The organism is Micromonospora sp. CA-240977 (assembly GCF_050942285.1).
Taxonomy (GTDB): Bacteria; Actinomycetota; Actinomycetes; order Mycobacteriales; family Micromonosporaceae; genus Micromonospora.
Map to the genome: position 1 here is coordinate 1,875,711 of NZ_CP192055.1, position 17,400 is coordinate 1,893,110.

Sequence of the window (17,400 nt, forward strand, 5' to 3'; positions counted from 1 at the left end):
GAGCCGGGTCGGTGTCCCGGTCGGCGAGGGCGCGGCGCTCCGTCAGGAGCGCGGCGGGGGGAGAACGCCCAGCGGTGGCCGCATGGCGACGACCGTACCGCAGGATCGTGGGACCGGGCGCGGTCTTTCGGTCCGCTGGCGCGACGGTCGGGCGGCCGGGCGGGCGGTCAGGCCGGGCGGGCGCCGACGGCGTCGCGAATCTCGGCGCCCTCGGCGCCCTCGACGGCGCGGGCGCAGTGTCCGCAGCAGAAGAAGCGGCCGTTGACCTCGACGCCGTGCCCGACGATCTTGACTTCGCAGTGCTCGCAGATGGGCGCCATCCGGTGGATCGCGCACTCGAACGAGTCGAAGGTGTGCACGTCACCGCTGACGGTGCGCACCTCGAACGCCATCCAGTAGTCGTTGCCGCAGACCTCGCACGTGGCCATGACCAACCCCCTCATTACGACATTTCGCCCAGAATGCCGCAGGTTCGGACGCGCGCGGACGGAAATGACGCTCTCCAGGGGTCTGGGCGGCGTGTCGGCTCTGGCGTGTTGTCAGTTGTGCCAGGTGAACCGCCGCAACCCCCGGAGGGTCACAGTGATCAAGCGCAACAAGCTCTTCGGCAACCAGACCCGGGTGACCTTCTGCCTGCCCCGGGACTCCCCGCCCGGCCCGGTGAGCGTCGTCGGCTCCTTCAACGACTGGGAGCCGGGTCGACACGAGTTGGTGATCCGCCGCGACGGCATGCGGACGGTCACCGTGAAGCTTCCGCCGGGGGAGTACGTGTTCCGGTATCTCGCCGCCGGCGGCGTCTGGTTGGACGACGAGTCGGCCGACCGGGTCGACGACCGGGGCAGCCTGCTCCGCCTCTGACAGAAAACTCGTCACCATCGATTGATTTATTGATGGGAGTCTTTACTGTTAACAATGTTTAAATTATGTTGAGGGGCACCACCGGACCCCGGAGAAGGAGCCGCCCCGATGCGTCGAAGAATCACCATCCCGCTGGTGGCGGCCGGTGCCGTCGCCGCCACCCTCACCGTCGCCGCACCGGCGCAGGCGCACGGTTACGTCTCCGCCCCACCCAGCCGGCAGGCGCTCTGCGCGCAGGGCCGGGTGCCCGACTGCGGGCAGATCAAGTACGAGCCGCAGAGCGTCGAGGGGCCCAAGGGCCTGCGCAGCTGCAACGCCGGCATCGCCCAGTTCGCCGTCCTCAACGACGACAGCCGGGGCTGGCCGGCCACCTCGGTCGGCAGCTCGCTGACCTTCACCTGGGTGAACACCGCCCGCCACGCCACAAGCAACTGGGAATACTGGATCGGCAACACCCGGGTCGGCGTCGTCAACGGCAACGGTCAGCAGCCGGGCGCCACGGTCTCGCACACCGTCAACCTGGGCGGCTTCTCCGGACGGCAGAAGATCCTCGCGGTGTGGAACATCTCCGACACCGCGAACGCCTTCTACTCCTGCATCGACGTGCAGATCGGCGGCGGTGGCGGGCCGGCCCCCACTCCCACTCCCACGCCCAGCGCCTCACCCACCCCACGACCCACCCCGACCGCCACGCCGACCACGACGCCCGCCCCGGGCGGCACCTGGACGAGCGGCCGGGCGTACCAGGTCGGTGACCAGGTCACCTACGGCGGACTGACGTACCGCTGCCGGCAGGCGCACACGGCGATCCCCGGCTGGGAGCCGCCGAACGTACCGGCGCTCTGGCTTCAGGTCTGACCGCGCGGGTGCGGCCACCGGCCGCACCCGTGTCGCCGTCCCCCGCGTGAACGGAGCACAGGGCATGCCCCGTCGTACCCGTCTGGTGTCCCTCGTCGCGGCGCTGCTGCTCACCGGCGCCTGCGGCGGGTCGCCCACGTCGAGCCCGTCGGTAGTGCCGCAACCGGCCCCCGCGTCCCCGGTCGGGACGGGCGCCGGGTCCGGGGGCGCGGCGGCCGCGATCGCCGGGGACGCGATGAGCGGGATCGACGTGGTCTTCCTGACCACGATGGTCGGGCACAGCGAACGCACCCTGCAGATCGTCGCGCTGGCCCGGGACCGGGTGCGCGACGACGCGCTGCGGACGCTGGCCGCCGCCATCGAGGCGACCGAGGCCGACGAGCTGTCCGCGATGCGCGGCTGGTTGCCCACGGCCGGGCCGGGTGCCAGCGCTGGCGCACACCAGCACGAAGGGCACGGCGACGCCGCCGCCCTCGACCGACTGCGGACCGCGCCCGACGCGGACGTGGACCGAACACTGCGCGAGGTGCTCGCCGACCACCAGCGCGCGGCGGCCGACCTGGCCCGAGCCCAGGTCGGCGTCGGTCGCAACGAGCAGGTCCGCGACCTGGCCCGGCGGATCGAACAGTCCCGGACCGCCGAGGTCGAGCTGCTCAGGGGTACGCCCTGAGCGCGCGTCGGCCGCGTCCGGACAGCTCAGGTCAGCGGGGTTCCAACCGGACCGAGATCGAGTTGACGCAGTGCCGGGTGTCCTTCGGGGTGAAGCCCTCACCGTGGAAGACGTGCCCGAGGTGACTGTCGCAGCGGGCGCAGCGGATCTCGGTGCGCGCCATCCCGAGACTGCGGTCCTCGATCTCCTTCACCCGGCCCGGGATGGCGTCGTCGAAGCTCGGCCACCCACAGTGCGAATCGAATTTCGTGTCGCTGGAGAAGAGCTCCAGCCCGCAGGCGCGGCAGTGGTAGACCCCCTGGGTCTTCGTGTCCACGTACTCGCCGACCCACGGGCGTTCGGTGCCGGCCTCCCGCAGGACGTGGAACTCCTCGGGGGTCAACCGGACCCGCCACTCGTCGTCGGTGCGGGGCAGCTCGTTGTCGTCAAGACTCACCCGTCAACCGTACGTCGAACGTCGGGGGCGTGGCATAAGGTCGCGTGATGGCGGGCACCAAGGCAGCGGTCACCGAGATCGAGGTGGCCGGGCACAGCGTACGGCTGAGCAGTCCCGACCGGGTGATCTTCCCCCAGCGGGGCTTCACCAAGGCGGACGTCTTCCACTACTACCTCGCGGTCGGCGACGGGATCATGCGCGCCCTGCGGGAGCGGCCCACCACGCTGCAACGCTTTCCCGAGGGCGTCGAGGGCGAGGCGTTCTTCCAGAAGCGGGTGCCCACCCGCGGGGTGCCGCAGTGGGTGACGACCGCGCAGATCACCTTCCCCAGCGGTCGCAGCGCGGCCGAGCTGTGCCCGGTCGACCTGGCGCACGTGGCCTGGGCGGCGCAGATGGGCACCATCGTCTTCCACCCGTGGCCGGTGCGCGCCGCCGACGCCGACCGACCCGACGAGCTGCGCATCGACCTGGACCCGCAGCCCGGCACCGACTTCGCCGACGCGGCGCGGGCCGCCGCAGAGGTCCGCGCGCTCCTCGACGAGCTGGGCGTGACCGGTTGGCCGAAGACCTCCGGTGGCCGGGGTGTGCACGTCTACCTGCGCATCCAGCCCCGTTGGACGTTCACCGAGGTGCGCCGGGCCACCATCGCGCTCGCCCGTGAGGTGGAGCGTCGCCACCCCGACCTGGTCACCACCGCCTGGTGGAAGGAGGAGCGCGGCAGCCGGGTCTTCGTCGACTTCAACCAGATGGCCCGGGACCGCACGATCGCCTGCGCGTACTCGCTGCGGGCCAACGCGCGGGCCACCGTCTCGACCCCGGTCACCTGGGACGAGCTGCCCGACGTCGACCCGGACGACTTCGACCTGCGTACCGTCCCGGCCCGGCTCGCCGAGCGCGGCGATCCGCACGCCGGCATCGACGACGCCCCGTGGGACATCACCCCGCTGTTGGAGTGGGCCGACCGGGACGCCGCCGCCGGCCAGGGCGACCTGCCCTATCCGCCGGACCACCCGAAAATGCCCGGCGAGCCCAAGCGGGTGCAGCCCAGCCGCGCCAAGCGTGCCCCGGAGGGCGAGAGCGCCTGAGCGCGCCGGGTGCCGCGCTGCCCGGACCGTTACGTCGGCGGGTTCCCTCCGATGCCGCAGATCCGGATGCCACGACGGTCGGTGGCGTTCCTACCGTTCGGCGGCCAGCTGTAGGCCGATGGCGATGAGAACGCCGCCCGTGACTGTGTCGATGCGGCGGCTCAGCGTGCGGCGATGCCGCAGCCACGTTCCGATCCGACCGGCGAGCACTCCGACCGCGCCGTCCACAACGAACTCCAGCGCGATCAGGATCAGCCCGAGAACGGCGAACTGGATCCAGACGGAACCGAGTGCCGGATCGACGAACTGCGGCAGAAAGGCCACCGAGAACGCGATCATCTTCGGATTGGAGAGGTTGGTCAGGAAACCGCTGAGGTAGGCGCGCCGACCGGACACTCCGGCTGCCTCCGTCCCGGGGACCATGTCACCGCGGTGCCGGATCATCTGGATGCCGAGGTACGTCAGGTACACCGCACCGGCGATACGCAGCACTGTGAACGCTTGCGGCACCGCGGTGAACAGGGCGGTCAAACCGGCCGCCGCGACGAGCACGTGGATCGCCTCGCTGGTGGCCAGCCCCGCGGTGGCCAGCAGTCCGGCCCGCGGCCCACCGCGCATCCCGCAGCTGAGCACGAACAGCATGTCGGGGCCAGGCGCGATCATGGCAATGACCGTGACGGCGGTGAAGGCGGCAAGCAAATGCGGATCGAGCGGCATCGTCTCAGCATGCCGGGAGTCCAGCAATAGATCCATACCGTGTGGCGAGCACTGAGCATAAGCTTTTCCGATGCTCGATCCTCGGCGACTCAGCCTGTTACGTGACGTGGCGGTCACCGGCACCATCGCTGCTGCCGCCGAACGTGCCGGTTGCACCGCCGCAGCCGCCTCCCAGCAGCTCGCCGCCCTGGAACGCGATGTCGGTGTCGCACTGCTGGAGCGCTCGGCGCGCAGCGTCCGGCTCACCGAGGCGGGCCGGGTTCTGGCTGACCATGCCGGACGGCTGCTGAGCTCGCTCGCTGACGCTGAACGAGCAGTCCGTGACGTGGCCGGCCTGGGCGGTGGCACGATCAGGATCGCGGCGTTCGCCACCGCCGGAATCAGCTTCGTCATCCCGGCGCTGACCGTCTTCCGGCGCCGGCACCCCGACATCGAGTTACGGTTCACCGAGCTGGAGTCGGCCGAGGCGCTCCCGATGGTGCAGGCGGGAACCGTCGACCTGGCGGTCACCCACGAGTACGCCCCACTGTCGCGACCTGATCTGCGCGGACTCGACCAGCGGCCGCTCTACCGGGAGCCGATGTTGCTGGCCGTGCCCCGAAGCCTGGCAGCCGCCGAGACCGGGGCCGCCGACCTCGCCGACTTCGCCACGACTCCCTGGGTCGCCGCGCTCACCAGCACCGGTTTCCAGGCCGCCACCGAGATGGCCTGTCGAGCAGCCGGGTTCGACCCTCGCGTCGACATCCGGGTGCACAGCTACCCGATGGTCCTGGCGATGGTTGGCGCCGGTTTCGGGGTAGGGCTCGTGCCGCAGCTCGCAGCCGTCGCGCAGCCCGGCGTGAGCTACCTGCCGATCGCCAGGCCGACTGGCCTGACGAGGCAGATTTACGCCACCACCAGGCGCACCGACCGGTCGCCGGCAGCCCGGGCACTTCACCGATACCTCTGCGACGTCCTGGCCCGGACCACACCGAAGTAGACGCCGCCCTACGGAGCGTGACGGCGGATCAGCGGCCGGCGCGCATGCTCAGCGGCATGAGAGTGCCTCAGGCCAGGATCGCGGGGTTGGCTCGAAACCCAGTTGCGTCTCCGGCCCCCACTGTTGCAGCGTACGAGCATGATCAATTCGGCTCGACTGCTTGCGGCCTACGACGAACAGCTTCGGGCGGACGCCGAGACGCCGAGCGCGGTCTCGGTCACCCGACACGGGCCCCTGCGTCTCGTGACCTTCGCTGGTGGTCGTGGGTTTGTCACCTACCGCGATCTCGGCGGGGCGGACGCCGATACGATTCGCCGGCTCGTCCGAGAGGCGCTCGCTCACTACCAGGCAGACCCCGAGATCGGGCGGGTCAAGTGGAAGGCGCGTGGGCACGACCATGCGCCGGGGTTGCACGAGGCGTTGCTGGAGAATGGATTCACCGCGGATGAGCCTGAGTCGATCATGCTTGGCGAGGCGCGGCTACTAGCCGTTGACGTTCCGCTGCCCGAAGGCGTGACACTGCGTCGGGTGAGCGAGGAGGCGGACGTCCGCGCGATGAGTGCGATGCAAGACGAAGCCTTTGGGAATCCGGTTGGCGATGACATGGCGAACGCCCTCCTGCGCCGCCTGACCCGCGATGACGGAATGGAGTTGTGGGTTGCGGAGGCGGAGGGACGGATCGTCAGTGCCGGCCGGCTGGAGCCGGTGCGGGGGACCGACTTCGCCGGGATCTGGGGCGGCGCGACCCGTGCGGAGTGGCGCGGCCGTGGGATCTACCGCGCGTTGACCGCGGCGCGGGCCCGCTCAGCACTCCGTATGGGCAAGACACTCATCAACAGCGACTCGACCGAATACTCGCGCCCGATCCTTGAACGCTACGGTCTGATCAAGGTGTCGACGACGACGCCCTACAACTGGCAGCGGTGAGCACCCTTCTCGCGGCCCGTCCGGATCCACGCACAAGACCCCCCCCCGCCCGCTCATCGGCAGGTCCGGATGCCGACGCTGGCCCGATCTGGCCACGGTACGTAACGCACCCCGACGCACCGGAAGTTGTCGTACACCTGTTCTAGTGTCTGTTTGTGATCGATGAGTTGGCGCGGGCGGAGAGCGCGGTGGCGACCTGCACCGATGCTTCCGCCTGGGCGCTCTCCGAGGGCGACCTGATCGCGGCGCTCGACGCCACGCACCGGCTCCAGCAGCGGCTGGCGGCGGTGCGGTTGGCCCTCGTGCGGGAGGTGGATGGTCGGGGCACCGCGGTCGCGCAGGGCGCGTCCTCGACGACCGTGTGGTTGCGACACCGCCTGCGACTCGACGTCGCCGCCGCCCGTCGGCTGGTCGACCTGGCTGCCTCGGTCGACGCGGCCCCGGCGGGGGTGCGCGACGCGCTGGCCACCGGGGCGGTCAGCCTGGAGCAGGCCCGGGTCATCGCCGACGCCGTCACCGCCGTGCGGACGGTCGTCGGGCCGGAGGTCGCCGACAAGGCCGTCGGTGTGCTTGTCGAGTGGGCCGAGCAGTTCGATCCCACAGTGCTGCGCAAGCTCAGCACCCGCATCCTCGACCACGTCGCCCCCGAGATCGCCGACGCCGCCGCCCGTGCGGCACTGGACGCCGAGGCCACCCGGGCAACCCGCGACCGGCACGTCACCGTCTCCGAGCAGTCCGGCGGTCGACTACGGCTCAGCGGCACCCTCGACGCGGAGACCGCAGCGCTCGTGCGCGCCGCCATCGACCCGCTCAGCGCGCCCAGCGGGCCCGACGACACACGCACCCCCGGCCAGCGCCGGCACGACGCCCTCGCCGACGTGTGCCGGCTGGCGCTGCGCACCGGTGAGCTGCCGGAGCACGGCGGCGACCCGGCCCAGCTCGTCGTCACCACCGGCTTCGACGAGCTGACGCGGCAGTTGCACGCCGGCGCGCTCGACGTCGGCCTGCGTCTCACTCCCGCCACGGTGCGTCGGCTCGCCTGCGACGCCGCCATCCTGCCGGCCGTGTTGGGCGGTGCCGGTCAGGTGCTCGACGTGGGCCGGCAACGCCGCCTCGTCAGCGGCCCGCTGCGGCGTGCGTTGGTGCTGCGCGACGGAGGCTGCGCCTTTCCCGGCTGCGACCGGCCGCCCCGCTGGTGCGCCGCCCACCACATTCGACACTGGGCCGACGGCGGCCCGACCAGCCTCGACAATTCGGTGTTGCTCTGCGGCCATCACCATCGGCACCTGCACCAGACGGAGTGGGCGGTCCGGCTGGGCGACGACGGCCGACCGGAGTTCGTACCGCCGGCCTGGCTCGACCCCGACCAGTTCCCGCGCCGCAACCACTACCACCGCCGGACGTAGCGGCTCCCCGACGGCCCGGACCGGTCACGGTGCGCGGCGATCCGTACGGGTCAGCTCGGGGTGAGGAGGCAGAACTCGTTGCCCTCCGGGTCGGTGAGGACCCGCCACGGGATCTCGCTCGGGCTCAGGTCGACGGCGGTGGCGCCGAAAGACCGCAGTCTCGCCGCCTCGGCCGCCAGGTCGTCACCCGGGTACGGGCGGACGTCGAGGTGGACGCGGTTCCATCCGGTCTTCACGTCGGGGGTGCGGACGAACCGCAGATATGGGCCGACGCCCTTGGCGGAGCGCAGCATTGCGCTCTGGTCGGTCACCTCGTGCAGGGTCCAGTCCATTGCCTTGTCCCAGAAGTCGGCCATGGCTCGCGGATCCGCGCAGTCGACCACCACCGCGGCGATCGGCCCGGTGTCCCGGTAGAGCGGCCGGGGGTCCAGCACGCAGAACTCGTTGCCCTCCGGGTCGGCCATGACCGTCCATGGCACGTCGCCCTGGCCGACGTCGGCGAGTGTCGCGCCGAGATCCGTCAGGCGTGTGACCACCTGCGCCTGATGGGCCGCCGAGGTGGTGGCGAGGTCGACGTGTACGCGGTTCTTCACCGTCTTGGGTTCCGTGGAGACGACGAGGTCGACGCAGACGGCGACGGGATCGGGGTAGTCGAAACCCTCCGGTTCGAGGTTCGTCACGCCGGGCGCCTCGCTGGAGATTCCCCAGCCGAGCGCCTCCGCCCAGAAACCGCCGAGCGCGGAGTCGTCGCGAGCCTTCATGTTGATCTGCACGAGCCGCGTTGCCATGGCGACGATGCTAGGGCCTGAGCGGCCGACGGCGTCGACCGCTCGATGTCCGTGTCGGCCGTGGCGGTTAGCCTGCCGTCATGGCGAGCCCAGAGCTGGATGAGTTGATCGTCGCTGACGCCGACGCCCTGCGTGCGTGGTTGTCGGCGAACCACGCCACGTCGCCCGGTGTCTGGCTCGCCCTGACCAGGAAGGGCGGCACGGCCACGACGCTCACCTGGCAGCAGGCGGTCGACGAGGGCCTGTGCTTCGGCTGGATCGACGGGCAGGCCCGGAAACGGGATCAGGAGAGCTCCTGGATCCGGTTCACCCCGCGCCGGTCGCGCAGCTCCTGGTCGCAACGCAACGTCGCCCACGTGGCCCGGTTGGAGGCGGAGGGGCGAATGCTGCCCTCGGGTCGCGCCGCCGTGGAAGCCGCGAAGGCGGACGGGCGGTGGGCGGCGGCCTACGCCCCGTCGTCGGAAGCCGAGGTGCCCGCCGACCTCCTCGCCGCCATCGCCGCCGAACCTGCCGCGCAGGCCATGTTCGACGTGCTCACCAAGGCCAACCGGTTCGCTCTCATCCACCGCGTCAATTCCGTGAAGCGGGCGCAGACCCGCGAGCGGAAGATCGCCGAGTTCGTCGCCATGCTGGCTCGCCACGAGGCGGTCTACCCCCAGAAGGCGAGACCGGTCTCCGGGCCGACGCCGCCGCAGGCGGGAGTCGAGCCCCAACGAACCGATTGACTTTCGATAGGTAACGAGCGAAACTCGATGCATGGTTACAGAGCATCGAGCGGTAGCCGCTCTCAGGGTCTTCCTCGGGGTGCTGTTCGTGGTCCTGATCGGGTTCCAGACGTTCTCGCTGCCGGGGCAGTTCGCGTACATGGCCCAGGAGTCGCCGGAACACGCCTACCTCCGGTGGCCGCTGACCGCCGTGACGGTGTTCTGGGTGCTGTGCGTCCAGGTGGTCATCGTGTCGACGTGGAAGTTGCTCAGCCTGGTCAAGAACGACCGCATCTTCACCGAAGCGTCCCTGAAATGGGTCGACCTGATCGTGTGGGCCATCGGCGCCGCGTGGGTGGTGCTCGTGGGGGTCTTCCTCTACGTCGGCTTCAACGCGGACGACCCGGGCGGCCCGATCCTGCTGTTCCTGTTGACGATGGGTGTCACGGTTCTCGGGCTCCTCATGGTGGTGATGCGCGCGCTGCTGCGGCAGGCGACCACGCTGCGGACCGACATGGAGGCGGTGATCTGATGCCCATCGTCGTCCGCATCGACGTCGAGTTGGCCAAACGCAAGATGAGCGTCGGCGAGTTCGCCGAGCGGGTCGGCCTCACGCCGGCCAACGTGGCGGTGCTCAAGAACGGCCGGGCCAAGGCCGTCCGCTTCAGCACGCTGGAAGCGATGTGCCGGGTGCTCGGCTGCCAGCCCGGAGATCTGCTCGAGTGGATCGAGGAGGAAACCCCATGAGGTACGTCCTGACCGTCGGCGTCATTCTCGCGGTCGCCATCGGTATCGCCGGCATCGTGCTCGGCGAGGCCGACGACTCGCCCGGTCTCCAGCTCCTGGGCGTCGTGCTCGTCATCGGAGCGGTGGCATTCGGCGTCCGCAACGTCCGGGGCGGCAGCTGACCGTCCGGGGCGCGCGCCGGCCGGCGGCCGTCCGAGGCGCGCCGGCCGGCCTGAGCCGACCCCTCTCTCAGTAACGATCATGTAACGGGCGCGAACCTTTCCCGGTGGGTGGCCTGTCTTGATGGTCGTCGGCCCGTCAGGGCCAGGGGAGGCGTCGGATGAAGCTGGTGTGGAGGCGTGCCCGAGAGGCGCGAGGGTTGCTGGTCGCCGCGGTGATCGCGGCCCTGGTCGCCGTCGCGTTGGTCACCGGGCTGTCCGACTACAACCGTCGGGCCGTCGACGCCGGGCAGCGGGCACTGGTGGCCGCCTCGCCGGCCGAGGAACGCGGCCTCCTGGTCAGTGGGTCGGGTGGGCGCGACGCAGCCGAGTTCACCACCCGCGACGGGGCGGTCCGCGCCGAACTCACCGACGGGCTCGTCGGCGTCCCGGTCAACGTCTCTGCCGCCCGGTACGGCACCGGGCGGGAGTTGACCGGCTCGCTCGGATCCGTGCCCCGTACCGGTGACGAGCCCGTCTTCGCCAACCTGGCCACCCTCGACGACCTGGCCGGGCACGCGGAGCTGACAAACGGGGCCTGGCCCCGCCCGGGGGCGAACCCGACCCAGGTGAGCCTCCCGGAGCGGGCCGCGGCCGCGCTGGGCCTCAGCGTCGGCCAACGCGTCCCGGTCCGGGACCGGGCCACCGAACGGCGCGGCGAACTGGTGCTCGCCGGCATCTGGCGGCCCCGCGACCCGACGGACACGTACTGGCTGTTGGCCCCCGGGGTGGGCACGGGCAGCGCCGGCTCCGGCACGTCGTACGGGCCGTTCGCACTCGACCCGGCCGACTTCGCGGCCATCTTCCCCGGCTCGGTGTCGGCGTCCTGGCTCGTCGAACCGGATCTCGGCGGCGTCGACGCGGCCGATCTTCCCGCCGTGCGCAAGGCCCTCACCGAGGCGTCCACGGCGGTGTCCGAAGCCGCCCAACTGGGCAGCTCCGGCCAGGCGGTGACCAAGATTCCGCAGCTGCTGGACCGGATCGGCCGCGCCGACCTGGTCGGCCGTTCCGCGCTGGCCACCCCGCTGTTGCTCATCCTGGTGCTCGGCGGGTACGCGCTGGTGCTTGTCGCCGCGCTCCTGCACGAGGACCGTCGCGCGCAGACCGCGCTGCTGCGGGCCCGCGGCGCGGCCCGCCGGCAGTTGGCCGGCCTGGCCGCCCGCGAGGCGACCCTGGTGGTCGCCCCCGCGGTTCTGCTCGCGCCGGTGATCGCCGGTGTGGCGCTGCGCTTCGTCCGACCCGGCGGTGCCGAGCACCTGTCCTCCGCCGGCGGCAACACCGCCCTGGTCTGGGCCGCCGCCGCGGCCACGGCCGCCGGCTGTCTGGTGGCCATGGTCGCCCCGACGCTGCGTGGTGCCGGCACGTACGTCGCCGACATGGCCGCCCGGTCCCGCCCGAACCGGGGCGCGGGCGTTCAGCGGGCCAGCGTCGACCTGGTGCTTGTGGCGCTCGCCGTGCTCGCCTGGGTGCAGCTCCGCCGGTACGCCTCGCCGCTGGCCGGTTCGGGCGGCCGGCTCGGACTCGACCCGCTGCTGATCGCCGCCCCGACACTCGGGGTGCTGGCGGGGGCGGTGCTGGCGCTGCGGATGCTGCCACCGGTCACCCGGTTCGCCGAGCGGTTCGTCGACCGGCGGCCCTGGACGGCCACCATGTTCGGCATGTGGCAGGCCGGACGCCGTCCGCACGCCGGCCCGGTGCTGCTGCTCGCCCTCGCCGTCGGTGGCAGCACCCTGGCCTGGTCGCTGATCAGCACGGGGGAGCGGTCCCAGGTCGAGCAGGCCGGGCACACGGTCGGTGCCGACCTGCGGGTCACCGAACGAAACGGGGCCGCCCCGCTCACCCGGGCCGGTGAACTCGCCGCGCTGCCGAGCGTGGACCGGGTGCTGCCGGCGTGGCGCGACGAGATCCGGGTCGGCCGGGACGACCTGGCGGTCAGCGTGATCGGCATCAACCCGGCCAGCGCGCCCGGGGTCGTCCGACTCGCCGACCGGCTCAGCGACGACCCGGTGTCGGAGCAGTACCAGCGGATGATCCAAGCGCGCGGCGCCACCGGGGGAGTCGAGCTGCCGGCGGGCACCCGAGCGGTCACCGGCACCGTCCGTACGCCGGTCGAGCAACCCGCCGAGCCGCACCGGGTAGCGGTGTCGTTGCTGTTGACCACCCCCGACGGGCTCGTCTTCAGGTTGCCGGCGACCGACGCCCTGAGCACCGGGCAGGCCAGCCGGTTCACTGTCACGCTTCCGGACGTGGGCGGAGCGCCGCTGCGGCTGGCCGGCTTCGAAGCCGACACCGGGTCCGCGGGCGGCATCTCGTACGGGTTCGCGGTGCAAGGGCTGGCGCTTGTCGATGCCGGCGGCACCGCCCGGCCGGCCGAGCTGCCCGGTGACTGGACCGCGACGTGGCTCGGTGGGCCGCGCACGCTTGTGGATTCGAGCGGGGCCGGGCTCGTCGCCAATACCCCCGTCAATCTGATCACCGAGGGGGGTCGGCCGGATCGACCGGCGAGCCGGTTCGTCGTCGTACCGGGAGAGGCGGGCGGACCGGTCGCCGCCGTTCCGGTCCTGATGACCCCCGGGGTACGCGAGGCGCTGAGCCTGCGCCTCGGCGACACCGTCGAGCTGCCGCTCTCCGGGGCGGCGCTGCGAGTCCACCTCGTCGGTGAGCTGGACTCGGTGCCGGCCACCACCGGCGAGGGCGTCCTGCTCGACCTGCCGGCCGCTGTCGACGCGCTGCTCGGTTCCGGCGGGACGATCCGCCCGGTACCGGAGTGGTGGATCGGCGCCACCGACGCGTCGGCTGCCGCCGGAGCGGCCGACGAGCTGCCGGGAGTCACCGTCCTCAACCGGGAAGCGGAGATCACCGCCGCGGCGGACGACCCGTACTGGCAGGGTTCGCGTACCGGGATGCTCGCCGCGGCGCTCGGCGCGGTGCTGCTCGCCATCGTCGGCCTGATGGTGGACGTGTGGGCGACCGCACGACGCCGGCTCAGCGAGTTCGCGGTCCTGAACACCCTCGGCGCCACGCCCCGGCTGCTGGCTCGGGCGCTGCTTGCCGAACAGGCCTTCCTCGCGGGCATCGGCGTGGGCGTCGGTCTGCTGCTCGGCGCCGCGGTCGGAGCCACCATGGCCCCACTTGTCATCCTCACCCCGGCCGCTGGTCGGCCGATCCCCCCGGCGACGTTCGCGCTGCCCTGGGTGCCGATCGGTCTGACCGCAGTCGGTCTGCTGCTGGCGGCGCTCGCCTTCAGCGCGTTCATCGCCTCCGGCATCCGGCAGCGGGTGGCGGCGGTGCAGCTGCGAATCGGGGGAGAACGATGAGCGTCGGCGCGGCGGTCCGGCGGGTCCGGGCGTACGGCGGGCAGTTCCTGCTGCTGGCGGTGCTGACCCTGGTGGTCACGTTGCTGATCAGCGGCGTGCCCCGGCTGGTGAACCAACTCGCCCAACAGGGGCTCCGGGCGCAGCTGAACGCTGAGCTGCCGGCGCGCCGGGACCTCTCGTACACCAGTGACGTGCTGACCGCCCCCGCCCTGAAGCCGGCGATGGCCTACGCCCGCGAGCGGTTCGACGCGCTGGCCGCGGACCTGCCGCCGCAGGTCCGATCGGCGGTGACCGAGCGGTGGTACAACGTGGACCTGGAACCGGCCCGCGTGGTCGGTCCGGATCTCGCGGCCCGCAACCTGCTCGTCGACCTGGGTCTCCGGGGCATGCCCGGCGTCCAGGACGCCAGCACCCTCGTCGAGGGGGCGTGGCCGAGCGAGACGTACCTGCCCGACCGGCCGATCGAGGTGGCGCTCGACGCCGACGTCGCCGCCAGGCTCAACCTGCGGACCGGCAGCCACCTGCGCATCGGCAAGGTCGACGACCAGAAGCGGCTCTACGACGACGTCCCGCTGACGGTGGTGGGGCTGTTCCGCCCCATCGACCGTACGGGCGGCATCTGGGACGGGCTGCCGTCGATGCTGCGGATCATCGAACCGCAGGGGGACGGTCAGCCGTTCATCGCCTCCGGCGTGGTCGCCCAGTCGGCCCTCGACAAGCGGGCCGCGGCGGGATGGTTTCTCCGGTCCAACTGGCGGTACCGGCTGAACGCCGACACGATCGATGCGCGGCGGCTGGACCAGCTGATCGACGGTCTCCAGGAGGCGCAGCGGAACAGGCCGGACGACCTCTCGCTGGCCCAGGGCGTCGACGTCCCGTTGCGGGCGTTCGCCGACCAGGTGAACGCCGCCCGGACCCTGCTGGCGGTGATCGCGGCCGGCGTCCTGGCCACGCTGGCCGGGCTGATCGTGCTCGCCGCCATCCTCGCCACCCGGCGGCGCCGGGCGGAGTTCGTGCTGATCCGGGCCCGCGGCGGCGGGACCACGGCCGGCGCCCGACGAAGCCTCGCCGAGTCGCTGCTTGTGGTGCCGGTGGCCGCCGCCCTCGGCTGGTGGCTGGGCACCCTGTTCCCGGGCGCCCCGGACCCGAGCACGCCGTACGCGATCGCCGCGACCGTCCTTGTCACCCTGGCACTGCCGCTGGCCACGCTGGCCGTGCCGACCGGTGGGGCGTCCCGCCGCGACCTGGTCCGGATGCGCCCGTCGACCCGTCGGCTCACCGTCGAGGTTTCCGTGTTGCTGCTCGCCGTGCTCGCCGCGGTGCTGCTGCGTCGGCGCGGCCTCACCCTCGGTGAGGTGGACCCGCTGCTGGTGTCGGTGCCGGTGCTGCTCGCGGTCGCCGCGGCGGTGCTCGCGCTGCGGGCGTACCCCTGGCCGTTGTTGCTGGTCAGCCGGCTGGCCGCGCGGACCCGGGGCAGCGTCGCCTTCCTCGGCACGGCGCGGGCCGGCCGGTCGGCGGTCGCCGCCCCGCTGGTCGTCGTGGTGCTCGCGATCGGCACCGCGGCGTTCTGCGCGGTCGTCGCCGCCGGCGTCGACGCGAGCCGGGACCGGGCCGCCGAGCGGATCGTGCCCGCCGACGCGGTGATCCGAGGTGAGCGCTTCGCTCCCGACACGATCGACGAGTTGGGTCGCCTGCCGGGGGTACGGGCCGCGACGCGGGTGCTGTTCGCGTCCGACGAGCGGTTGGCAGCCGACGAGCTCGGCACCGACGCGCGGCTCGGGGAGACGGCCGTGCTGCTGATCGACGGCCCAGGGTTGGTCACGGTGGCCCGGGAGTCGGAGGTGGATCTGCCGCTTCCGGCCGCGCTGCGCACCGCCCGACCCGACCCGGGTCCGGTGCCGGCGATCGTCTCGCCGGCGGTCGCCGCCGATCTCGCCAGGGCCGGACTGGACCGCTCCGCCTTCATCCCGGTGCAGGGTCAGCGGTACGAGTTCCGGGTGGCCGGCAGCGAGGAGAGTTTCCCCCTGCTGTCGGCGAACACCGACCGGTTCGTCATCCTGCCCTGGCAGGCGCTGCCGGCGCGCACCACCACGCCCGTGGCGACCAGCCTGCTGGTCGCCGGCGATCGGCTGGACGCCGAGGCGCTGCGCCGCGCCGGCGACCAGGGACAGTCGCGGTACCAGCAGGACGGGGCGGTCACCGGGCGGGAACGCCCGCTCGGAGTCGTCGTCGACACCCGGGCCGACATCCGCCGGGATCTCGGCGCGGGCGGCGCGAACGGCGTACTGGCCTTCGGGTTCGTCGCCGGGGCCGTCGGTGGCTCCGTGCTCGGGCTGCTGGCCATCGCGTTCACCGTGCTGGCCGGCGCGCGGGCCCGCGGCCAGGTGCTGTCCCGGCTGCGTACCCTCGGCCTGTCCCGCCGCCAGTGGCGTGGGCTGCTGCTGGTCGAGCTGGCCCCGCTGGTCGGGGTGTCGGTGCTGACCGGCGCGCTTGTCGGTGCGGTGCTGCCCCTGCTGCTCAACCCGGTGCTCGGCCTGTCCGCGTTCACCAGTGGCATGCCGGTGCGGGTGGCCTTCGAGCCCGGCCTGGTGGCGGCGGTGCTCGCGCTCGGGGTGGTCGCCCTCGGCTTCGCGGTCGCCGTCGAGGCCCTGAACAACCGCCGGTTGCGCCTCGGTGAGGTGCTTCGGCTCGGAGAGGAGAGCTGAGATGACCGCTACCGCCCAGACTTCACTGGTGCCCGACCTGGCCTCCCTGCAACAGCGGGCCGCGCAACGTGCCGCCGAGCGGGCCGGCGGGCAGGACCGACTGCGCGGACACATCGTCTGCGACGGCCTGGTGCGCATCTTCAAGACCGAGGGGGTCGAGGTGGTCGCCCTCCAGGGGCTCGACCTGGTCATCGACCGGGGGGAGCTGGTGGCGATCGTCGGCGCGTCCGGCTCGGGCAAGTCGACCCTGCTCAACATCCTCTCCGGCCTGGACACGCCCACCGCCGGCATCGCCCGGGTGGCCGACTACGACCTGCTCTCACTGTCCACGAAGCGGCGGCTGAGCTACCGGCGGGAGCTGGTCGGCTTCGTCTGGCAGCAGACCGGCCGCAACCTGCTGCCGTACCTCACCGCCCTGGAGAACGTCGAGCTGCCGATGCAGCTGGCCGGCAAACGCGGCGGCAAGGCCCGCCGGGAACGGGCCCGGGAACTGCTCGACATGGTCGGTGTGGGTTACTGCGCGGACCGTCGGCCGGGGCAGCTCAGCGGCGGCGAGCAGCAGCGGTGCGCGGTGGCGGTGGCGGTGGCGAACGATCCGGAGGTGCTCTTCGCCGACGAGCCGACCGGTGAGCTGGACGAGTCGACCGGCGCGGAGGTCTTCGCGGCGCTGCGCACCATCAACGCCGAGCTGGGCGTGACCATCGTGGTCGTCACCCACGACCACGCCGTGGCCACGCAGGTCCGCCGGACCGTCGCGATCCGCGACGGCCGGACCGCCTCCGAGGTACGCCGGACCGCCCGGATCGACGCGGACGGCAACACCGAGCTGGTCAGCGAGGAGTACGCGGTGCTGGACCGCAACGGCCGGATGCAGCTACCTGCCGCATTCGTCGACGCGCTCGCGCTGAAGGAGCGGGTCCGGCTCGATCTGGAGCCGGATCACGTGCAGGTACGGCCCGGCGACCGGGCTTCGGACGAGCGGGGAGCACGGGCATGAGTGGTCGGG

General features: G+C 72.3%; 18 protein-coding genes. 14 read left to right on the forward strand and 4 right to left on the reverse strand.

Features of this window, described 5'->3' with window-relative positions:
* Positions 1-167: 167 nt before the first annotated feature.
* Positions 168-428 (reverse strand): Prokaryotic metallothionein, encoded by a 261-nt coding sequence (locus ACQPWW_RS08750; RefSeq protein ID WP_433130882.1) that lies wholly within the window; start codon positions 426-428, stop codon positions 168-170.
* Positions 429-582: 154 nt separating this feature from the next.
* Between ACQPWW_RS08750 and ACQPWW_RS08755 the strand changes: the two genes are divergently transcribed.
* From ACQPWW_RS08755 to ACQPWW_RS08765, 3 genes are all read left to right on the forward strand, one after another.
* A complete protein-coding gene (locus ACQPWW_RS08755; RefSeq protein ID WP_433130884.1) occupies positions 583-858 on the forward strand; it encodes a glycoside hydrolase in 276 nt (91 codons plus the stop codon).
* Positions 859-966: 108 nt separating this feature from the next.
* Complete coding sequence (locus ACQPWW_RS08760; protein ID WP_433130886.1) at positions 967-1,716, forward strand: lytic polysaccharide monooxygenase; 750 nt, start codon at positions 967-969, stop codon at positions 1,714-1,716.
* A gap of 64 nt (positions 1,717-1,780) precedes the next feature.
* Positions 1,781-2,386, forward strand: coding sequence for a DUF305 domain-containing protein (locus ACQPWW_RS08765; RefSeq protein WP_433130888.1), 606 nt, complete (start codon positions 1,781-1,783; stop codon positions 2,384-2,386).
* Positions 2,387-2,417: 31 nt separating this feature from the next.
* Here the strand turns inward: ACQPWW_RS08765 and msrB are convergent, their stop codons facing one another.
* Positions 2,418-2,822, reverse strand: coding sequence for a peptide-methionine (R)-S-oxide reductase MsrB (msrB, locus tag ACQPWW_RS08770; protein ID WP_357247712.1), 405 nt, complete (start codon positions 2,820-2,822; stop codon positions 2,418-2,420).
* Between the two features lie 47 nt (positions 2,823-2,869).
* Here msrB and ligD point away from each other — a divergent pair, with 47 nt between their 5' ends.
* Positions 2,870-3,907, forward strand: a complete 1,038-nt coding sequence (gene ligD, locus ACQPWW_RS08775; protein ID WP_433130891.1) for a non-homologous end-joining DNA ligase — start codon at positions 2,870-2,872, stop codon at positions 3,905-3,907.
* Positions 3,908-3,997: 90 nt separating this feature from the next.
* On the opposite strand, the gene ACQPWW_RS08780 is transcribed toward ligD, so the two are convergent.
* Entirely contained in the window at positions 3,998-4,570 is a 573-nt protein-coding gene (locus ACQPWW_RS08780) for a LysE family translocator (protein WP_433130893.1), read from the reverse strand.
* Positions 4,571-4,694: 124 nt separating this feature from the next.
* Here ACQPWW_RS08780 and ACQPWW_RS08785 point away from each other — a divergent pair, with 124 nt between their 5' ends.
* The 3 genes from ACQPWW_RS08785 (at position 4,695) to ACQPWW_RS08795 (ending at position 7,936) form a co-directional block, all read left to right on the forward strand.
* On the forward strand, positions 4,695-5,603 hold the full coding sequence (locus ACQPWW_RS08785) for a LysR substrate-binding domain-containing protein (protein WP_433130895.1): 909 nt from the start codon (positions 4,695-4,697) through the stop codon (positions 5,601-5,603).
* A gap of 138 nt (positions 5,604-5,741) precedes the next feature.
* Positions 5,742-6,530 (forward strand): GNAT family N-acetyltransferase, encoded by a 789-nt coding sequence (locus tag ACQPWW_RS08790; protein WP_433130897.1) that lies wholly within the window; start codon positions 5,742-5,744, stop codon positions 6,528-6,530.
* 155 nt (positions 6,531-6,685) lie between these two features.
* Positions 6,686-7,936 (forward strand): DUF222 domain-containing protein, encoded by a 1,251-nt coding sequence (locus ACQPWW_RS08795; RefSeq protein WP_433130899.1) that lies wholly within the window; start codon positions 6,686-6,688, stop codon positions 7,934-7,936.
* Between the two features lie 50 nt (positions 7,937-7,986).
* Here the strand turns inward: ACQPWW_RS08795 and ACQPWW_RS08800 are convergent, their stop codons facing one another.
* The gene (locus ACQPWW_RS08800) at positions 7,987-8,724 is read right to left on the reverse strand and encodes a VOC family protein (RefSeq protein WP_433130901.1); all 738 of its coding nucleotides are present in this window, start codon (positions 8,722-8,724) and stop codon (positions 7,987-7,989) included.
* 80 nt (positions 8,725-8,804) lie between these two features.
* On the opposite strand from ACQPWW_RS08800, the gene ACQPWW_RS08805 reads away from it, so the two are divergent.
* The 7 genes from ACQPWW_RS08805 to ACQPWW_RS08835 all read left to right on the forward strand — a co-directional run bounded on the left by ACQPWW_RS08805 (position 8,805) and on the right by ACQPWW_RS08835 (position 17,391).
* Positions 8,805-9,449 carry a YdeI/OmpD-associated family protein gene (locus ACQPWW_RS08805; RefSeq protein WP_433130903.1) on the forward strand — a complete coding sequence of 215 codons (645 nt, stop codon included), beginning with the start codon at positions 8,805-8,807 and terminating at the stop codon, positions 9,447-9,449.
* Between the two features lie 31 nt (positions 9,450-9,480).
* A complete protein-coding gene (locus ACQPWW_RS08810; protein WP_433130905.1) occupies positions 9,481-9,960 on the forward strand; it encodes a DUF2975 domain-containing protein in 480 nt (159 codons plus the stop codon).
* The gene (locus ACQPWW_RS08815) at positions 9,960-10,175 is read left to right on the forward strand and encodes a helix-turn-helix domain-containing protein (protein ID WP_355029394.1); all 216 of its coding nucleotides are present in this window, start codon (positions 9,960-9,962) and stop codon (positions 10,173-10,175) included. Before ACQPWW_RS08810 ends, ACQPWW_RS08815 begins: the two co-directional genes overlap by 1 nt.
* Positions 10,172-10,336 carry a hypothetical protein gene (locus tag ACQPWW_RS08820; protein WP_433130907.1) on the forward strand — a complete coding sequence of 55 codons (165 nt, stop codon included), beginning with the start codon at positions 10,172-10,174 and terminating at the stop codon, positions 10,334-10,336. The genes ACQPWW_RS08815 and ACQPWW_RS08820 overlap by 4 nt, the downstream gene beginning before the upstream one ends.
* 158 nt (positions 10,337-10,494) lie before the next feature.
* Complete coding sequence (locus tag ACQPWW_RS08825) at positions 10,495-13,689, forward strand: FtsX-like permease family protein (RefSeq protein WP_433130909.1); 3,195 nt, start codon at positions 10,495-10,497, stop codon at positions 13,687-13,689.
* Positions 13,686-16,394 carry an FtsX-like permease family protein gene (locus tag ACQPWW_RS08830; protein WP_433130912.1) on the forward strand — a complete coding sequence of 903 codons (2,709 nt, stop codon included), beginning with the start codon at positions 13,686-13,688 and terminating at the stop codon, positions 16,392-16,394. Before ACQPWW_RS08825 ends, ACQPWW_RS08830 begins: the two co-directional genes overlap by 4 nt.
* Position 16,395: 1 nt before the next feature.
* Positions 16,396-17,391 (forward strand): ABC transporter ATP-binding protein, encoded by a 996-nt coding sequence (locus tag ACQPWW_RS08835; protein ID WP_433130914.1) that lies wholly within the window; start codon positions 16,396-16,398, stop codon positions 17,389-17,391.
* Positions 17,392-17,400: the final 9 nt, after the last annotated feature.

Excerpts from the sequence above, each read along its gene's own strand:
- ligD (WP_433130891.1), top strand. The coding sequence starts at position 2,870 with ATGGCGGGCACCAAGGCAGCGGTCACCGAGATCGAGGTGGCCGGGCAC.
- ACQPWW_RS08800 (WP_433130901.1), bottom strand. The coding sequence starts at position 8,724 with ATGGCAACGCGGCTCGTGCAGATCAACATGAAGGCTCGCGACGACTCC.
- ACQPWW_RS08825 (WP_433130909.1), top strand. The coding sequence starts at position 10,495 with ATGAAGCTGGTGTGGAGGCGTGCCCGAGAGGCGCGAGGGTTGCTGGTC.
- ACQPWW_RS08760 (WP_433130886.1), top strand. The coding sequence starts at position 967 with ATGCGTCGAAGAATCACCATCCCGCTGGTGGCGGCCGGTGCCGTCGCC.
- ACQPWW_RS08820 (WP_433130907.1), top strand. The coding sequence starts at position 10,172 with ATGAGGTACGTCCTGACCGTCGGCGTCATTCTCGCGGTCGCCATCGGT.
- ACQPWW_RS08765 (WP_433130888.1), top strand. The coding sequence starts at position 1,781 with ATGCCCCGTCGTACCCGTCTGGTGTCCCTCGTCGCGGCGCTGCTGCTC.
- ACQPWW_RS08780 (WP_433130893.1), bottom strand. The coding sequence starts at position 4,570 with ATGATCGCGCCTGGCCCCGACATGCTGTTCGTGCTCAGCTGCGGGATG.
- ACQPWW_RS08750 (WP_433130882.1), bottom strand. The coding sequence starts at position 428 with ATGGCCACGTGCGAGGTCTGCGGCAACGACTACTGGATGGCGTTCGAG.
- ACQPWW_RS08790 (WP_433130897.1), top strand. The coding sequence starts at position 5,742 with ATGATCAATTCGGCTCGACTGCTTGCGGCCTACGACGAACAGCTTCGG.
- ACQPWW_RS08810 (WP_433130905.1), top strand. The coding sequence starts at position 9,481 with ATGGTTACAGAGCATCGAGCGGTAGCCGCTCTCAGGGTCTTCCTCGGG.
- ACQPWW_RS08785 (WP_433130895.1), top strand. The coding sequence starts at position 4,695 with ATGCTCGATCCTCGGCGACTCAGCCTGTTACGTGACGTGGCGGTCACC.
- ACQPWW_RS08830 (WP_433130912.1), top strand. The coding sequence starts at position 13,686 with ATGAGCGTCGGCGCGGCGGTCCGGCGGGTCCGGGCGTACGGCGGGCAG.
- ACQPWW_RS08815 (WP_355029394.1), top strand. The coding sequence starts at position 9,960 with ATGCCCATCGTCGTCCGCATCGACGTCGAGTTGGCCAAACGCAAGATG.
- ACQPWW_RS08835 (WP_433130914.1), top strand. The coding sequence starts at position 16,396 with ATGACCGCTACCGCCCAGACTTCACTGGTGCCCGACCTGGCCTCCCTG.
- ACQPWW_RS08805 (WP_433130903.1), top strand. The coding sequence starts at position 8,805 with ATGGCGAGCCCAGAGCTGGATGAGTTGATCGTCGCTGACGCCGACGCC.